Raw genomic sequence first — 15636 nt, 5'->3', positions numbered from 1 at the left:
AACCGACCGGCCCGAGACGAGCGGAACGCCACCGAGCCTTCACCCCACCGACAACAGGGAGTATCCCCATGAAGAACCTATTTCCCGCCCTTCTCGCCAGCTCGGCATCGCTGATCGCCGCGATGCCCGCTCAGGCCGAGGTAAAGCTCGAGGTCATGCATCACTGGGTGGCCGAAAGCGAAGCCGCCGCGCTCAACGTCGTCCGGGAAGCACTGGCTGCCAAGGGCTACGGCTGGCAGGACAGCGCCGTGGGCGGACAGTCCGGCGGCAACATGCAGCAGGCGTTGCGCTCGCGCCTGGCCTCTGGCAACCCGCCCGGCGCCATGCAATTCATCGGCTGGGAGGGGATCGACTGGTCGGCCGAGGGCGTGATGCGCGAGCTCAACGCGCTTGACGAGGCGAATGGCTGGGAGGCCGCCATTGCGCCGCAGGTGCTGCCCTTCGTCAAGAACGGCGACGACCTGATCGCGGTGCCCATCAACATGCATCGCCAGAACTGGGTCTGGGCGAACAAGGCCGCCTTCGACAAGGCCGGCATCGAGCAGCCCGGCACCTGGGCCGAACTGATCGAGGACGGGGCGAAGCTGAGGGAGGCCGGCGTCATCCCGCTGGCCATGGGCGACGAGCCCTGGCAGATCCAGGTGATATTCGACGCGCTCGTCGCGGATATCGGCGGGCCGGAGTTCTACAACAAGGCGCTGGTCGAACTGGACCCCGAGGCGCTGTCCTCGGACACCATGAAACAGGTCTTCGACACGCTGCGCCAGGTGCGGGGGCTGGTCGACGACGGTTTCACCGGCCGCGACTGGGCCGTGGCTTCGGGCATGGTCATCAACGGCCAGGCCGGGATGCAGATCATGGGCGACTGGGCCAAGGGCGAATTCCTGGCCAAGGGCCTGAAGCCGGGCGAGGATTTCCTGTGCTTCGCGACGCCTTCGGAAACCCCGTCCTTCCAATGGCTGATCGACAGTTTCGGCATGTTCAAGGTGACCGATCCTGAGGTGACCAAGGCGCAGGACGCCCTGGCCGAAGTGGTCATGGACCCCAAGGTCCAGCATGACTTCAACCTGATCAAGGGCTCGATCCCGGCCCGCACCGACCTGCCGGTGGACGATTTCGACGATTGCGCGAAGAAGGGCTTCGAGGATCGCGCCGTCGCGATCGAGAACGGCGCCATGCTCGGGGCCTCCGCGCATGGTTTCGCCAGCCAGCCCCAGTTCGCCACCGTGTTCGGGGATGTCGTGTCGAAGTTCTTCGTCAGCGACATGGCCTCGGAAGACGCCGTGCAGATGCTGGTCAGCGGAATCGACAACGCCCGCTGATCGCGCCCCCCGCGTCCTGGACCTGCCGGCGACCGCACCCGGCAGGCCCTTCCGCATTGTCCCCATTTTCTGGAGAGGATCGCCATGACCCGAAAGAAAAGCTTCTCCGACCGGTTGGCCGACTGGCTGCCGCGCCTAGTCATGGCGCCCAGCCTGCTGGTGATCCTTGTCGGCGTCTATCTGTTCATCGCCTGGACCGGCTGGATCTCGCTGTCTTCGTCCCGGATGGTGCCGCAATACGATTTCGTCGGGCTGGAGCAGTATTACCGGCTGTGGGCCACGCCGCGCTGGCACACGGCGGTGGCGAACCTGTTCATCTTCTCGGCGCTGTTCCTGGTCGTGACCATCGGTGTCGGGCTGGTCATGGCGATCCTCCTGGACCAGAACATCCGGGCCGAGGGCGCGTTGCGCGCCGTCTATCTCTACCCGATGGCACTCTCGTTCATCGTCACCGGCACGGCCTGGAAATGGATCCTGAACCCGGACCTCGGCATCCAGAAGGTGGTCAACGGGCTTGGCTGGGAAAGCTTCGTCTTCAACTGGATCACCCAGCCGAAATTCGCCATCTACACCATCGTCATCGCCGCGGTCTGGCAATCCTCGGGCTTCGCCATGGCCATTTTCCTGGCCGGGCTGCGCGGCATCGACAATTCGGTGATCAAGGCCGCGCAGATCGAGGGCGCCACGCTGCCCCGTATCTATGCCAGCATCATCGTGCCGATGCTGCGCCCCGCCTTCCTGTCGGTGATCGTGCTGCTGAGCTATATCGCCATCAAGAACTTCGACCTCGTGCTGGCCATGACCAACGGGGGGCCGGGCAATGCGACCGAGGTGCCCTCGACCTTCATGTTCTCGGCCACGTTCCGGCGCAACCAGATGGGCGTCGGCGCGGCCAGCGCCATGATGATGCTGATGACCGTCGCGGCGATCATCATCCCCTATCTCTATTCCGAGCTGAAGGAGGGTCGCCATGGCCAGTGAATACGGCTCTGCCCCGCGCTCGCGCATGATCGGGCGGACCTTCATCTATGGCAGCCTGGCGCTGTTGGCCGCGCTTTACCTGATGCCGCTCTGGGTGATGATCACCACCTCGCTCAAATCGCTGGACGAGATCTATGGCGGCTCGTTCATCGGCCTGCCCGAGGCGGTCACGTTCGAGGCCTGGGGCAAGGCCTGGAGCCAGGCTTGCATCGGCACCGCCTGCACGGGGTTGAAGCCCTATTTCATCAACTCGCTGATGATGGTCGTCCCGGCGGTCCTGCTGTCCACGGGCATCGGGGCGCTGAACGGCTATGTGCTGACGAAATGGCGCTTTCGCGGCGCCAACCTGGTCTTCGGGTTGATCCTGTTCGGCTGCTTCCTGCCCTTCCAGGCGGTCTTGCTGCCGATGGCGCAGGTGCTGGGCAAGCTTGGGCTGTCGGGCACGATCCCGGGCCTGGTGCTGGTGCATACCGTCTATGGCATCTGCTTCACCACGCTGTTCTTCCGCAACTATTTCGTCACCATCCCGGACGAGCTGACCAAGGCGGCGCAGATCGACGGTGCGGGCTTCTTCCGCATCTTCTTCTCGATCATGCTGCCGGCGGCGCTGCCGATCATGGTCGTCTCGTGCATCTGGCAGTTCACCCAGATCTGGAACGATTTCCTGTTCGGCGTGTCCTTCACCGCCGGGGAATCCTCGCCCGTCACCGTGGCGCTGAACAACGTGGTGAACGTCACCATGGGCCGCAAACAGTATAACGTCGACATGGCCGCCGCCATGATCGCCGCTCTTCCCACCCTTGTCGTCTATGTCGTCGCGGGCCGCTATTTCGTCCGTGGGCTGACCGCCGGCGCAGTGAAAGGCTGACCGATATGGCTACTCTTGAAATCGATCGCGTCCGCAAGGCCTATGGCAGCATGGAGGTGCTCAAGGAGGTCAGCATCTCGATCGGCAGCGGGGACTTCCTGGTGTTGCTCGGCCCCTCGGGCTGCGGCAAGTCCACGCTGCTCAACATGATCGCGGGCCTTGAGGGCATCACCGCCGGCCAGATCCGCATCGACGGCGATGTGGTGAACGACCTCTCGCCCAAGGACCGCGACATCGCCATGGTGTTCCAGTCCTATGCGCTCTACCCCACCATGACGGTGCGCCAGAACATCGAGTTCGGCATGAAGATCCGCGGCGTGCCGCCAGCCGAGCGCGACAAGGCCACCCGCGAGGCGGCCGAGCTGTTGCAGATGGCGCACCTTCTGGATCGCCGCCCCTCGCAACTGTCGGGCGGGCAGCGACAGCGGGTCGCCATGGGCCGCGCGCTGGTCCGTCATCCCAAGCTGTTCCTGTTCGACGAGCCGCTGTCGAACCTGGACGCCAAGCTGCGCGTGGACATGCGCACCGAGATCAAGCGCCTGCACCAGCGGCTGGGCACCACCATCGTCTATGTGACGCATGACCAGATCGAGGCGATGACGCTCGCCACCCGCGTCGCGGTGATGAAGGACGGCATCGTGCAGCATCTGGACGAGCCGCAGGTGGTCTATGACCGGCCGGCCAATGTCTATGTGGCGCGTTTCGTGGGCTCGCCGGCGATGAACATCATCCCGGGCCGCCTGATCGAGGGTGCCGCGGGGCCGGAGCTGGAGATGGACCAGCCCGATGGCGGCAGGTCGCGCATTTCCGGCGTGGCGCTCAGCGAGGCCGCGCGACGGCAATATGCCGGCAAGCCGGTGCTGGTCGGCATCCGACCCGAGGGTTTTTCCGTCGCCGAGCCGGGCCAGCAGGCCGTGCAGGCCGCCATCGAGGTGGTCGAGCCCACCGGTCCCGATACGCTTGCCATGTTCACCCTGGGCGGTGTCGAGGTGATCGCCCGGCTTGCACCGCGCACCGCGCAAGCGGGCCAGACCGCCCGGCTTGCGGTCGAGATGGCCAAGGTGGTTCTGTTCGATCCGCAGACCGAAATCCGCATCGACTGAGGTGACCATGAGCACGGACAGCGATGTCATCATCATCGGTTCGGGCATCGGGGGCGCCACGCTCGCTTCGGCGCTGGCTCCAACGGGTGCGCGTATCCTGATCCTGGAACGCGGCGAACATCTGGCCGACACGCCCGAGGCGCGCGACGATGTGGCGATCTTCGAGCGGGGCTTCTATCGCTCGGACGAGGAATGGATCGGCTCCGACGGCAAGAAATTCCTGCCGGGGAACTATTACTACGTCGGCGGCAACTCGAAATTCTACGGCGCGGTGATGTATCGCTACCGCGTCGAGGATTTCAGGGCGCGACCGCATCTGCAGGGCACCTCGCCCGGCTGGGATATGTCCTATGACGACATGGAGCCGTGGTATGCCCGGGCCGAGGCGCTGTTCAAGGTGCGCGGCGCGACCGGGCAGGACCCGACCGAGCCTCCCCGGTCGGGTCCGTTTCCCTTTCCGCCGGTCCCGGACGAGCCGGCGCTGCAACGGGTGCGCGAGCGGCTGAAGCGGGCGGGCGTCCATCCCGCAAGCCTGCCGCTGGCCATCGACATCGATGCCTGGCTGAAGCGCGGCCGGACCGGATGGGACGCCTTCCCCAATACCGGCGGCGCCGGCAAGATCGATGCCGAGGTCGGACCGCTGGCCGATGCGCTGAAGCATCCCAACGTACGGCTGATGACCGGCGCGCAGGTGATGCGGCTGGAAACCGGTGCCGACGGGCACGAGGTGGTCGCGGCGGTCCTTCGCCGCAACGGGCGCGAAGAGCGCCTGACCGCGCGGCATTTCGCCGTGGCGGCGGGGGCGGTGCAATCGGCGGCGCTGCTGCTGCGCTCGGCCAACGCGGCGCATCCGACCGGCTTGGGCAACCGCTCGGACCAGCTTGGCCGGAACTTCATGAACCACAACACCAGCGCGATGATCACGCTGAACCCGTTTCTGCGAAATGACTCGATCTATCAGAAAACGCTGTTCTTCAACGATTTCTACAACGACGATCCCCAGGTTCATGCGCCGCTTGGCAATGTGCAGCTTTTGGGACGGATCACAGGCAACATCCTCAAGGCGCAGGTGCCGGCCATGCCGCGTTTCCTGGCAAGGCTGATGGCCGACCGCGCCTTCGGCTGGTTTCTGACCAGCGAGGACCTGCCCAATCCGAACAGTCGTGTTCTGGTTCGGGGCGAGAATATCGTCATGGACTGGCAGCGCTCCAACATGGATGCGCATCACCTGTTGATCAAGCGCGCCAGGCAGGTGATGAAACGCGCGGGATTCCCGGTGGTGATGGTGCGGATATTCGGCAACAAGACCACCTCGCATCAATGCGGCACCGCGCGCCTCGGTGCCGATCCGCACAAGTCGGTTGTCGATCTGGACTGCCGGAGCCATGACATTCCCAATCTATGGATCACCGACGCCTCGGTCCTTCCCACTTCGGCCGCGGTAAACCCGGCCCTGACGATCGCCGCGCTAGCCCTCAAGGCAGGCGAGGCGATGAAGAATGAGATAATCTGATCAGCGTGCTGCGGATATGCCAACGAAGCGTTGCTCCATGCTGCGTTTATCGCAACTTAGCGCATTCCGGTGCAGGCTCTGGCCCCGGCAAGCTATGAGCTTTATTGCGTCCGGGTAAAGTAAGGATATGTATAGGAAACAATAGAATAGGGAATGGCAGAGGGTTGCAGCTCTGCGCGGCATTGCCGCCCTTCGCCGGCATCCAGTCCGGCGGCACATGCAGCGGCTTTGGCTCCGGCTCGGTGACGGCAGCGGGAGGCGAGGGCAGCGGCGGCACATGGTCGTCATAGCTGAACTACGGCGCGTTCTTAGTGGCACAGCCCGCCAGCACGATGACCGATAGCAGGACAACGGCCAGCATGGATCGGGCAAGCTTCTCGCCGGGTTGCCGATCATTCCTGCGAAGAGAACAACGGTCATTGGCTTATCTCCCGCGACCATGAGATCGCATTGACGTAGATGCCGAGCGGATTGGCGCGCAGGGCCTCGGCGCTGCGGGACGTCTGCAGCATCACGGTCAGGATGGCGGTCCAGCGTTCCGTCGCAGACAGCGGGCCGACAACAAGCAGTCGGATACCCGCAGGCACATTGAATCTTCCACCGGAACACTCGCAGTGACGTTTCCGTCAGTCCTGACAATTGTCGGGGTCGCGTCCCCAGCTCCTCCGGATCAAGCCCGTCTCGATGCCTCGCACGGCCTCACCGCGAGCGCTTCCCTCGTCAACCGTCGGTCAGGGCGCTGCAAGCAGCGGTCCCTCGAGCAGCTCCATCAGACGCCCGAAATGCCCGTCCGACCGGGCAGGCGCATTCGGGTCCGAGGTGATGGCGACAGCCAGATCGCGTTCGGGATGCGCGGCGATGATCTGGCCGCCATAGCCGCGGGCGATGATGAAGCCGCTCTCGCTCAGGAACCAACCATAGCCGTAGTCGAGCCCTGACCAGGGTGAACGGGTACGGGGCCGGACCGAGGCCCGGATCCAGTCGGTCGAAACGACCTGCCGGCCCTCGAACCGTCCGCCGTCACGCATGAGAACGGCGATGCGCAGCATGGCGCGCGGCGTCAGCGCCATCTCGTTGCCACCGAAATAGAAGCCTTGCGGATCACGGGTCCAGGCGGGGATCTCAATGCCAAGCGGGCGGCCGAGAACCGCGCGCGCCTGCTCGAGCAGGCTGTCGCCCGTCGCAACCGCAAGGGCCGCGCCAAGGATATGGGTGGTGCCGGTGGAATAGATCATGCGCCCGCCCGGCGCGGCGACCATCGGCCGGCGCAGGGCGAAGGCAACCCAATTGCCGGAATTGACCCAGGCGCCGTAATTGCCGCCCGATGTCCCCTCAAGGCCGGCGCGCAACGTGACCAGATCCTCGATGGTCAGGTCCGCGGCACCGGGAGTCGCATCCGATGGAATGATCGAGGGCGCGACCGCACCCAGCGTCGCATCCACGCCGGCAATCGCTCCTTGCGAGATAGCACTGCCGGCAAGCAGCGCGACGATGCTTTTCGAACAGGACTTGATATTCGCGACCCGGTCGAGGCCGGGGCCGCGAAAGGCCTCCGCAAGGACGATATCCTCGCCCCGCTGCACCATGATCGCATGCAGCTGAGGCAGCTCTCCGGCGAGCGAACCCATATCGCTTGCGGTCTGAGCGGCCGCCCGACTGACGAGCGGGGCGGCCAGTGTGGTCAGAAGAGCGGTCGAAAAGGCCCGTCGGCTCAGCATTGGCAATCGTCCCTCGCGTTTACCGTGCAGGTGTCAGGCGGATCGAGCGCCAGCCATCTCGATCCAGATCAACTGCTGCCAGTCATCTCCGAGATCGTAGACATGGTTGAAACTGTCGTTGCGCCCGACGAATCCTGCAACCGGACCTCAGTATAGCCGAATGTGCAGGGTCCGGCGAAACCATCGTCCAGCAGGGCCGGATCGCCATAGCGCAACCCGCCGATGCGGAATTCGTGCAGATGGCTGTCGATCCAGCCGAACGCCGCCTGCAGGACCGGATGCAGACGGTCCAGCGTCCAGTCGGAGGGAGCGACCAGGCGCCCCTAAACTCCGGCAATGATCTCAGACGAGAAAGACTAACCGCGCAGCAGGGCGGGCAGGCTGCCGCTGGCCAGAACCGCACGCGCCAGATCCAGCATCGGGGGCAGCGGGTAGGTGTCCGAATTGCCGCGCGCCCTGCGGATATGGGACACCGCGCTGTCGAGTGTCGGGAACGTCCCGGGCGCGCGCAGATGCAGGTATATCGCCAGCACGATAACCGATCGCGACCGCCCGCCCCGGCAATTCACCAGCACATGCCCAGCGCGATGGGCGGGATAGTTCGGCTTGCCGGGGCTGGTCTGCGTGACCAACCCTTCCAGCGCCAGCACGGCGGCGGCGAGGTGGGCGGGCGTATTGCCCGCCCCGTCGATCAGGCCCACCTTGGCGCGGCGCATATGGGTGCCGTCGGACAGTTGCAGGGGCGCGACGTCGATGTTCAACGACACATTCAGCGAGGAGGTGATGCCTGCGGCCAGCAGCGCGGCGCCGTCGCTGGCGCCGGTCAGGTTGCCGACATAAAGGCGGCAGATCCGGCCCTGGGGCAGGACCAGGTCATGGACCGGGACAAGGATCGTGGTGTCGTTCTCGGCCCGCTCGCGGGTGGTTTCCTTGATCAGCATGGATTGGGCTTTCTTTTGTCGGGGGACAGATCCGGTCCGGTCGCCAGATCGGGGCCAGGGCCAGCGCAAGCTCAGGGGCATCGTCCAACGCCCCGAAGGCGGGAACCAGATGCCTCGCGCCGGTGATTTCGGCCAGCCAGATCTGGTCGCGGGCACGGGGATGCACGTTCCAGGGATGCCGGCTGGCGCGACCCTCGGCGATCAGCCCCGCCGCCGCACTGCCGGGGGCGACATGACCGGTGAAGATGACGCGCCAGCCTCGCGGATCGGCAATCAGGCATGACACCAGATCGCCGAGTCGCTCGGTATCTGCGGCAATGATCACATCGCCCTCGCGAGCCTCCGACGGGGTGGTGACGCTGCGCAGATCGGGCAACGCCCCCCGCAGCTCGGCCCGGACCTGCGGGCAGACAACCGGCGATAGGCCAAGGGCGGACAGTCGCAGCGCCATATCCGCGCCGCGCCCGAGGATAGGGACCGGCAGCACCGTGCCGGGGACAATGCTGTCCGCCAGCGCCGGCCCCTGCTCGGCCAACGCCTGATCGCGGTCGCCATAGGAAAGATCGGTGATCACCAGATCTGCCCGGGGCGGGGGATCGAAGGGCAGAAGCCCGGATTCCCGGCTCCAGTCGCCCATGTAAAGCGCGCCGCCCTCCTGCGGCAGATGCAGCCAGATGCCGCCGATAGCATGTCCGCTGCGCCCGACCAAGACAGGCAGGCCCAGCAATTGCGCAGGGCCTTGGAGCGGCAGGGCGCGGCAGGCTTCGGGCGGCAGATGCCGGCCCAGCAGTGGCAGGGCGTCGAAGGTGGCTCGGCTGGCAAAGACCGGCGGACAGCCCAGCCGCGGCCACAGGTCGATGGCCCCGACATGGTCGATATGCGCATGGGACAGGAAGATCGCATCGACCCGTCCGATGCCGTCCATATCCGGGCGCTGGCCCGGTGTCGGCCCCTCGCCCAGGTCCAGCAGGATGCGCCGCCCGGCGATCTCCAGCAGGAAGGCCGCCGGGGATTTGCCGCCCAACCCGCTGAATGCCGTCAGAACTGCCATGGCAACACGCCTTTCGGCAGAAAGCGCGACAGCGCCGTCGACAGCAGCATCAGCGCCAGCACGCCAAGGATCATCAGGCACCCAACGGCGGCGGCAAGGGTCGAGGCCCCGCCTTCCTCGAGGAAGATGATCATCGGCCCGATGGTGCGGGTGCCCGAGGAGATCAGCAGGATCGAGGTCTGGATCTCGTTGATCGCGGTCATGAAGACGATTACAGCGGCGGCGATGGCGGTCGGGGCGATCAGCGGCCAGATCACGTCGCGCATCCGGCGCAGGAAGCCCGCGCCCGCGACCCGGGCGGCCTCTTCCAGCGCGCGGTCGATCTGGGCATAGCCCGACAGCACCGGGCGCAGCGCCAGCGCAAAGAAGCCCGCGACATAGGCCGCCAGGATGATCCAGGGCGTGCCATAGATCGAAACCCCGATCCCCGGCAACGGCCGCAGGAACAGCAGGATCATCGCGACGCCGAGGGTGATGCCGGGCAGGGTATAGGCGGCCTCGGACCCGAAATGCAGCAGCCGCACCAAGGGCCCGCGCCGCCACGTCAGGAAATAGCCAAGGAAAACCGAGGCCAGCATCAGAAAGCCCATGGTGACCAGCGTCAGCCACAGCGAGGTGACGAAGGCATCGCGCAGTGACACTTGCTGGAACAGCGCCGAGACGTAGTTCTTCAGCGTCATCGTCTCTGCCGTCAGCGGCAGGCCGTAGGCGGTGACCAGCGACGTCTGCATCAGCGCCGACAGCGGCAGCAGCAGCGAGACGACGAGATAGGTCCAGAGCAGCGCTGCGATCACGGCTCCGCTTCGTCCCAGCGGCAGCATCAGGGGCCGGCTGCCCAGATCGACGCGGGTATCGCTGCGATCGCGCGCGGCCAGCAGCACGCCCGCCACGGTCAGCGCGGTCAGCACCAGGGACAATGCCGCCATGTTCGGCAGGGCGCTTGGCCCCAGCCCGTTGATCTGCTGATAGATCTGGGTGATCAGCGTCGGCACCCGCGCGGGAATGCCCAGCATGGCCTGAATGCCGAAATTCCCGATGGCCGAGACGAAGGCAAGGCTGGCCGCCGCCACCATGCCGCCGCGCGCCAGGGGCAGGATCACGGTCAGCAGCACCCGGCCCGGCCTGGCGCCGGCTGCCCGCGCCGCCTCGGCCAGGTCCAGCGGAATGCGGCGCAGGCTGGCCTGCATCGCCAGATAGACCAGCGGGGCATTGTAGATCCCCAGCAGCAGGATGATCCCGGCCTTGGAATACAGGGGATGCCGCGTGCCCGCCTCCATAGACAGGCCAAGAAGGCCCAGTACCGGGCTTGAGGGCGAGAAGGCCTGGATCCAGGCCATGGCCGTCACCTGCGGCGGGATCATCAGCGGCAGCACGAAGGCAAAGACCAGCGCCGATTTGCCGCGCAGATCGGTCTGCACCATGATGACCGCGAAGATCGTCCCGACCAGCACGGAAACGAGGGTCGAGGCCAGCGAGATCTGGACGGTGTTCCAGATCGCGGCCCCGGTCTGCGGGCGCGAGAACAGCTTTGCCAGCCGCTCGACCGCCAGCCCGCCGTCATCGAACAGCGCCGCCTGCGCCAGCCGCAGCATCGGCGCGACGGACACTGACAGGATCAGCACGGTCAGCGGGGCCAGCACAATGCTTTCCGAGGAAAGCCGGAAAAGGGGCGCGCGCGGCGCCCCCTTGCTTTGCGGAATGACGGTCATTCCCGGTCAGCCGCCGAAGATTTCGGTGAACCTGGCGCGGGCCTCGGCATCCTCGGCCACCGCGCGGTCGGCATCCAGCGGCATCAGCTTGATCTCGGACAGCGCCGGCATCCCCTCGGGCGAGGCGACCTTGGGGTCGACCGGCATGTAGCCCTGTTCGGCGGCCAGTTTCTGGCCCTCTTCCGACAGCACGAAGCTGACGAAAGTCTGGGCCGCTTCGACCTGATCGGTGCCGGCGAGGATCGCCACCGGCTCGGTGAAGAAGGTGGCGCCTTCGGCCGGATAGACGAATTCCACCGGCGAGCCCGCCTTCTTGGCGCGCAGCACATCGGCATCGATGTTGACGCCATATTTCACCTGGCCCCCGGCCACGGCCTTGAGCACCGGGCCATTGCCACCCTCGGGCACCACGCCAAGCGCATTCAGACGCTCGTAATGGTCCCAGCCCTGGCTGGCATCCTGCAGCAGCGAATGCATGTGGACCAGCGCGGCGCCGGAATAAAGCGGGCTCGGGGCGACGATCTGGCCGGCATTGGCATCCTGGAACAGGTCCGCCCAACCCGCGACGGGCGCGGCGATCTTGGTGTTGTAGACGATGCCGGTGGACGAGATCTTGGTGCCGAAGAAGGTCTTGTCGGCATCGTACATCAGCGGGTCGATGCCTTCGACCGGCGCTTCGGGCCAGGCCAGCAGCAGGCCCTGGCTTTTCAGAGTGCCCAGATTGATGCTGTCGGCAACGAGCAGCACATCGGCCTTGATGCCACCGGCCTGCTGCTCGGCGGTCAGGATGTTCATCAGCTGCGAGGTGCCGTTGCGCATCCATTCCACGGTGATGTCGGGATGCCTGGCCATGAAGGCATCGACGGTCTGCTGCGCGATTTCCGGCGATTGCGAAGTGTAGAGCGTCAGCGTGGTCTGCGCCGACACCGCGGTCGCGGACAGCATCAGGGCAAGGGTGGTGACAGTCAGGCGCATTGGAATTGCTCCGTGAGATGCGAGGAGGAAGGGATCGGTGCCGCGCCGGGAGCGGGGGCGCCGGGAAGCGGGATGGCCCAGAGGTCGCGGAACGCCAGATCGAGGCGTGCGCCCGGTTCGGGCGGCGTGGCCGTGTCGGGCAGCACCATGGGCAGCCGGAGGGACGGGTCCGTCTCGGGGCGCAGTTCGTAGGACCAGCTGCCGCCGCGATAGCTGCGGGCGGTGACACGGGCGGGGATGCCGGCCTCGCCCGGATGGACGGGCTGGATATCGGCGGGATGGGTGGAGGCCATGGCCAATGGCCGTGCGGTTTCCCCGGCATGGCAGCGCAGCCGGACGCGCGTTCCCAGAAGATCGGCCATGGCAAGCCCGTTCCCCATGGGGCGCAGGCCCTCGACCGGCAGCACCAGCCCGCCCCCGATGAAACCGGCCACCGTGGCGTCGGCAGGTTCGCGATACAGTTGCCGGGGGCTGGCGCATTGCAGCAGGCGGCCCTTGTCCATCACCGCGATGCGGTCGGCCAGGGCCATCGCCTCGGATTGGTCATGGGTGATATAGACCAGCGTCGCCCCGCTTTCGCGGTGGAAGCGGTGGAACTCGTCTTCCATCGTGGCGCGCAGATGCACATCCAGGTTGGCCAGCGGCTCATCTAGCAGCACCAGATCCGAACCGGCGGCCAGGCAGCGCGCCAGCGCGACCCGCTGGCGTTGCCCGCCCGACAGATCCGCCGGGCGACGGCCGGCAAAGGGCGCCAGGTTGACGGTGTCCAGCGCCCGGGCCACCCTGGCCTCGCGTTCGGCCCGGGGCAGGCGCGCCACCTTCAGCGCATAGCCGACATTTTCCGCCACCGACATATGCGGCCACAGCGCGTAGTTCTGGAACACGATGCCGATGCCGCGCCCTTCGGGCGGCACCATGACATTTCCACCCGCCACCTGCCGGTCGCCCAGGGTGATCGTGCCTTCATCGGGACGGTCAAAGCCTGCAACCAGCCGCAGCAGCGTGCTCTTGCCGCAGCCCGAGGGGCCAAGCACGGCCACGAATTCGCCCACCGCGATGTCGAGGTCGATACCCGACAGAACCCTGGTCTCGCCATAGCTCTTGCCGATGTTCGACAGCCGCAAACCCGTCATGCCGCGCTGTCCCTTTCCTGTCATTTCCGGCGCGACTGATGCAGCGGCGGCATGACATGAGCGTGGCCGTTCTGTAAAATCTTGATGAACCTTGCGGTTCGGATGCACGATGCTGGCGCATTCAGCCAGCCACTGCCTTGCCGACGCTGGGGAGAAGATCGGATGGTCTCATACGTTGCACTGCTGCGCGCCGTGAATGTCGGCGGAACAGGCAAGCTGCCGATGACGGAGTTGAAGGCGATGTGCGCCGCCGAGGGTTTCGGCAAGGTCCGCACCTATATCGCCAGCGGCAATGTCGTATTCTCGTCCGACCGGCCCGCGTTGGAGGTCAAGCGGGCGCTTGAGAAACGTCTGGAAGACCATGCCGGCAAGCCGGTCGGCGTCATCCTGCGCACCGCGAAAGAGATGGCGGACGTTCTCAAGGCGAACCCGTTTCCTGACGCCCCGCCCAGCGGGACTGTCGCCATATTTCTGGACAGCCCGCCACCCGCCGGCACGCTCGAAACGATGAAGCACCGGAAGGACGAAGAGGTTCGGCTGGGCAAGCGGGAAATCTATGTGGCTTATGGCGCGGCGGGCATGGGCCGCTCGAAGCTGGCGATTCCCGCAGCCGCGGATGGCACCGCTCGCAACATGAATACCATCGCAAAACTCGCCGAACTTGCGGCTTCGATATAAGATGCCCGGACCAGCCGCCAACGACGGAACAGGCTCGGGCCTCCCTGTCCGCCGCTTTCCGGTGCCGGGGCCGGCCGATGCCTGCACGTCGTCGCTTCGGGGCCGATCGCGAAGGCGCGGATCGGCAGTGGTCGCTCAGGTCAGTGAATGACCTGTTGCAGGAACTCACGCGCGCGCGGGCTTTGCGGGTTGGTGAAGAAAGCGCCGGGCGCCGCTTCCTCGATCTTTTCACCGCGATCCATGAAGATCACCCGGTCGGCGACCTGCCGCGCGAAGCCCATCTCATGCGTGACGCAAAGCATGGTCATGCCCTCTTCGGCCAGTTCCACCATGGTGTCGAGCACCTCCTTGACCATCTCGGGGTCCAGCGCCGAGGTCGGCTCGTCGAAAAGCATCACCCGCGGCTGCATGCACAGCGCCCGCGCGATGGCGACGCGCTGCTGCTGGCCGCCGGAAAGCTGGCCGGGATATTTTCCGGCCTGGTCGGGAATGCGCACCTTGGTCAGGTAATGCATGGCGCGCTCTTCCGCCTCGGCCTTGCCCAGGCCGCGCGACTTGCGCGGGGCGATGGTGCAGTTTTCCAGGATGGTCATATGCGGGAACAGGTTGAAGCTCTGAAAGACCATGCCGACCTCGCGGCGAATGGCGGCGACATCCTTGGTGTCCCCGGTCAGGCGGTGGCCGTCGACCAGGATTTTGATCCACCCCCATGATCTCTGTGTGAGCTGAGTGGGTCGGCGGCCTCTCCCGCGGCATTCTCCGTTCGAGGGTTGCACCAGATTGGCTGGCGCCGAGCCTCAAGAATGGGGGAGAGACCACATGGAGAATAACACGTTTATCGGGCTGGACGTCCATAAGGCGTCGATCTCTGTCGCCGTTGCGCGTGGTGAGCGAGGAGGTGAGGTTCGGCATTGGGGCATCACCCGAAATCCGCAGCACGACAGTGCCGAAAAGGTCGTTGAAAGCTTCAACCTTCGACATTGTTCTATCTCCCGTTATTCGGATCATTGAATGCTCACTCCACCTCGACCATGAGGTCCTTCGCGTCGATCTGCTCTCCCGGCCGGACGTGGAGGGTCTTGATCAGGCCTTCTCTGTCGGCGTGGATGGCGGTTTCCATCTTCATGGCCTCGATGGTCAGCAGCAGGTCGCCGGGGTTGACCTTTTGCCCCTGGGTGACCGCGACCGAGGCGACGACGCCGGGCATCGGGGCGCCGAGATGGCCCTCGTTCGCCGGGTCGGCCTTGGGTCGCGAGGTGGTCTGCGATTTGACCAGACGGTTCGGCACCCGGATTACCCGGGGCTGGCCGTTCAGTTCGAAAAAGACTTTGACTTCGCCCTGTTCGTCAGTCTCGCCAATGGCTTGCAGGCGGATTTCCAGCGTCTTGCCGGGATCGATCTCGGCCTCGATCTCTTCGCCGGGTTCCATCCCATAGAAGAAGGTCCGCGTCGGCAGGGCCCGCACCGGGCCGTATTGCCGGTGACGGCCCATGTAGTCGAGAAAGACCTTGGGATACATCAGGTAACCGTTCAGGTCCTCATCATCGACATGCTTGCCCTCTAGCTGACGGCTCAGATCGGCGCGCGTCGCCTCCAGATCCACGGGCGGCATCGCCGCGCCCGGGCGGGCGGTCAGCGGGGCCT

The 15636-nt window shown here is 65.7% G+C and carries 15 protein-coding genes and 2 pseudogenes; 7 read left to right on the top strand and 10 right to left on the bottom strand.

What is annotated here, in order from left to right:
* The first annotated feature begins 122 nt into the window (after nucleotides 1-122).
* The 5 genes from M511_RS15405 to M511_RS15385 all read left to right on the top strand — a co-directional run bounded on the left by M511_RS15405 (nucleotide 123) and on the right by M511_RS15385 (nucleotide 5787).
* Nucleotides 123-1322, top strand: coding sequence for an ABC transporter substrate-binding protein (locus tag M511_RS15405; protein WP_240547668.1), 1200 nt, complete (start codon nucleotides 123-125; stop codon nucleotides 1320-1322).
* An 84-nt stretch (nucleotides 1323-1406) separates the two neighbouring features.
* Entirely contained in the window at nucleotides 1407-2303 is an 897-nt protein-coding gene (locus tag M511_RS15400; protein ID WP_074991253.1) for a carbohydrate ABC transporter permease, read from the top strand.
* Nucleotides 2293-3171: a carbohydrate ABC transporter permease gene (locus tag M511_RS15395; protein WP_074991252.1), complete on the top strand. Its 879-nt coding sequence runs from the start codon at nucleotides 2293-2295 to the stop codon at nucleotides 3169-3171. The genes M511_RS15400 and M511_RS15395 overlap by 11 nt, the downstream gene beginning before the upstream one ends.
* A 5-nt stretch (nucleotides 3172-3176) precedes the next feature.
* Entirely contained in the window at nucleotides 3177-4274 is a 1098-nt protein-coding gene (locus M511_RS15390) for an ABC transporter ATP-binding protein (RefSeq protein WP_074991250.1), read from the top strand.
* A gap of 7 nt (nucleotides 4275-4281) precedes the next feature.
* The gene (locus M511_RS15385; protein ID WP_085502662.1) at nucleotides 4282-5787 is read left to right on the top strand and encodes a GMC oxidoreductase; all 1506 of its coding nucleotides are present in this window, start codon (nucleotides 4282-4284) and stop codon (nucleotides 5785-5787) included.
* 416 nt (nucleotides 5788-6203) lie between these two features.
* On the opposite strand, the pseudogene M511_RS15380 reads toward M511_RS15385, so the two are convergent.
* From M511_RS15380 to M511_RS15345, 8 genes and pseudogenes are all read right to left on the bottom strand, one after another.
* A pseudogene (locus M511_RS15380) lies at nucleotides 6204-6344 on the bottom strand (VirB8/TrbF family protein); the annotation flags it as partial.
* Between the two features lie 174 nt (nucleotides 6345-6518).
* Nucleotides 6519-7505 carry a serine hydrolase domain-containing protein gene (locus tag M511_RS15375; RefSeq protein ID WP_085502661.1) on the bottom strand — a complete coding sequence of 329 codons (987 nt, stop codon included), beginning with the start codon at nucleotides 7503-7505 and terminating at the stop codon, nucleotides 6519-6521.
* Between the two features lie 68 nt (nucleotides 7506-7573).
* Nucleotides 7574-7822 (bottom strand): plasmid pRiA4b ORF-3 family protein, encoded by a 249-nt coding sequence (locus tag M511_RS19300; RefSeq protein ID WP_254901066.1) that lies wholly within the window; start codon nucleotides 7820-7822, stop codon nucleotides 7574-7576.
* Nucleotides 7823-7861: 39 nt separating this feature from the next.
* The gene (locus tag M511_RS15365) at nucleotides 7862-8446 is read right to left on the bottom strand and encodes a protein-tyrosine phosphatase family protein (RefSeq protein ID WP_010397890.1); all 585 of its coding nucleotides are present in this window, start codon (nucleotides 8444-8446) and stop codon (nucleotides 7862-7864) included.
* Nucleotides 8379-9497 carry an MBL fold metallo-hydrolase gene (locus M511_RS15360; protein WP_085502660.1) on the bottom strand — a complete coding sequence of 373 codons (1119 nt, stop codon included), beginning with the start codon at nucleotides 9495-9497 and terminating at the stop codon, nucleotides 8379-8381. Before M511_RS15360 ends, M511_RS15365 begins: the two co-directional genes overlap by 68 nt.
* Nucleotides 9485-11206 (bottom strand): ABC transporter permease, encoded by a 1722-nt coding sequence (locus tag M511_RS15355; RefSeq protein WP_085502659.1) that lies wholly within the window; start codon nucleotides 11204-11206, stop codon nucleotides 9485-9487. Before M511_RS15355 ends, M511_RS15360 begins: the two co-directional genes overlap by 13 nt.
* A 6-nt stretch (nucleotides 11207-11212) precedes the next feature.
* Nucleotides 11213-12181 carry an ABC transporter substrate-binding protein gene (locus tag M511_RS15350; protein WP_010397883.1) on the bottom strand — a complete coding sequence of 323 codons (969 nt, stop codon included), beginning with the start codon at nucleotides 12179-12181 and terminating at the stop codon, nucleotides 11213-11215.
* On the bottom strand, nucleotides 12172-13314 hold the full coding sequence (locus tag M511_RS15345; protein ID WP_010397881.1) for an ABC transporter ATP-binding protein: 1143 nt from the start codon (nucleotides 13312-13314) through the stop codon (nucleotides 12172-12174). Before M511_RS15345 ends, M511_RS15350 begins: the two co-directional genes overlap by 10 nt.
* Before the next feature lie 162 nt (nucleotides 13315-13476).
* On the opposite strand from M511_RS15345, the gene M511_RS15340 reads away from it, so the two are divergent.
* Nucleotides 13477-13992, top strand: a complete 516-nt coding sequence (locus tag M511_RS15340) for a DUF1697 domain-containing protein (protein ID WP_085502658.1) — start codon at nucleotides 13477-13479, stop codon at nucleotides 13990-13992.
* Between the two features lie 140 nt (nucleotides 13993-14132).
* Here the strand turns inward: M511_RS15340 and M511_RS15335 are convergent.
* Nucleotides 14133-14690, bottom strand: a pseudogene (locus M511_RS15335) (amino acid ABC transporter ATP-binding protein); the annotation flags it as partial.
* Between the two features lie 121 nt (nucleotides 14691-14811).
* Between M511_RS15335 and M511_RS15330 the strand changes: the two are divergent.
* Complete coding sequence (locus tag M511_RS15330; RefSeq protein ID WP_139824609.1) at nucleotides 14812-15003, top strand: hypothetical protein; 192 nt, start codon at nucleotides 14812-14814, stop codon at nucleotides 15001-15003.
* A 4-nt stretch (nucleotides 15004-15007) separates the two neighbouring features.
* Here M511_RS15330 and M511_RS15325 read toward each other — a convergent pair.
* A partial coding sequence (locus tag M511_RS15325) for a biotin/lipoyl-containing protein (protein ID WP_139824608.1) occupies nucleotides 15008-15636 on the bottom strand: 629 nt, incomplete at its 5' end.

The sequence above is a fragment of the Paracoccus sp. J56 genome (genome assembly GCF_019633685.1).
GTDB classification, from domain to species: domain Bacteria; phylum Pseudomonadota; class Alphaproteobacteria; order Rhodobacterales; family Rhodobacteraceae; genus Paracoccus; species Paracoccus kondratievae.
This window is presented reverse-complemented; position numbering and strand designations above follow the sequence as displayed.

Bases quoted from the DNA above. Each gene is read 5' to 3' on its own strand.
- M511_RS15405 (WP_240547668.1), top strand. From the start codon at position 123: ATGCCCGCTCAGGCCGAGGTAAAGCTCGAGGTCATGCATCACTGGGTG.
- M511_RS15400 (WP_074991253.1), top strand. From the start codon at position 1,407: ATGACCCGAAAGAAAAGCTTCTCCGACCGGTTGGCCGACTGGCTGCCG.
- M511_RS15395 (WP_074991252.1), top strand. From the start codon at position 2,293: ATGGCCAGTGAATACGGCTCTGCCCCGCGCTCGCGCATGATCGGGCGG.
- M511_RS15390 (WP_074991250.1), top strand. From the start codon at position 3,177: ATGGCTACTCTTGAAATCGATCGCGTCCGCAAGGCCTATGGCAGCATG.
- M511_RS15385 (WP_085502662.1), top strand. From the start codon at position 4,282: ATGAGCACGGACAGCGATGTCATCATCATCGGTTCGGGCATCGGGGGC.
- M511_RS15375 (WP_085502661.1), bottom strand. From the start codon at position 7,505: ATGCTGAGCCGACGGGCCTTTTCGACCGCTCTTCTGACCACACTGGCC.
- M511_RS15365 (WP_010397890.1), bottom strand. From the start codon at position 8,446: ATGCTGATCAAGGAAACCACCCGCGAGCGGGCCGAGAACGACACCACG.
- M511_RS15360 (WP_085502660.1), bottom strand. From the start codon at position 9,497: ATGGCAGTTCTGACGGCATTCAGCGGGTTGGGCGGCAAATCCCCGGCG.
- M511_RS15355 (WP_085502659.1), bottom strand. From the start codon at position 11,206: ATGACCGTCATTCCGCAAAGCAAGGGGGCGCCGCGCGCGCCCCTTTTC.
- M511_RS15350 (WP_010397883.1), bottom strand. From the start codon at position 12,181: ATGCGCCTGACTGTCACCACCCTTGCCCTGATGCTGTCCGCGACCGCG.
- M511_RS15345 (WP_010397881.1), bottom strand. From the start codon at position 13,314: ATGACGGGTTTGCGGCTGTCGAACATCGGCAAGAGCTATGGCGAGACC.
- M511_RS15340 (WP_085502658.1), top strand. From the start codon at position 13,477: ATGGTCTCATACGTTGCACTGCTGCGCGCCGTGAATGTCGGCGGAACA.
- M511_RS15330 (WP_139824609.1), top strand. From the start codon at position 14,812: ATGGAGAATAACACGTTTATCGGGCTGGACGTCCATAAGGCGTCGATC.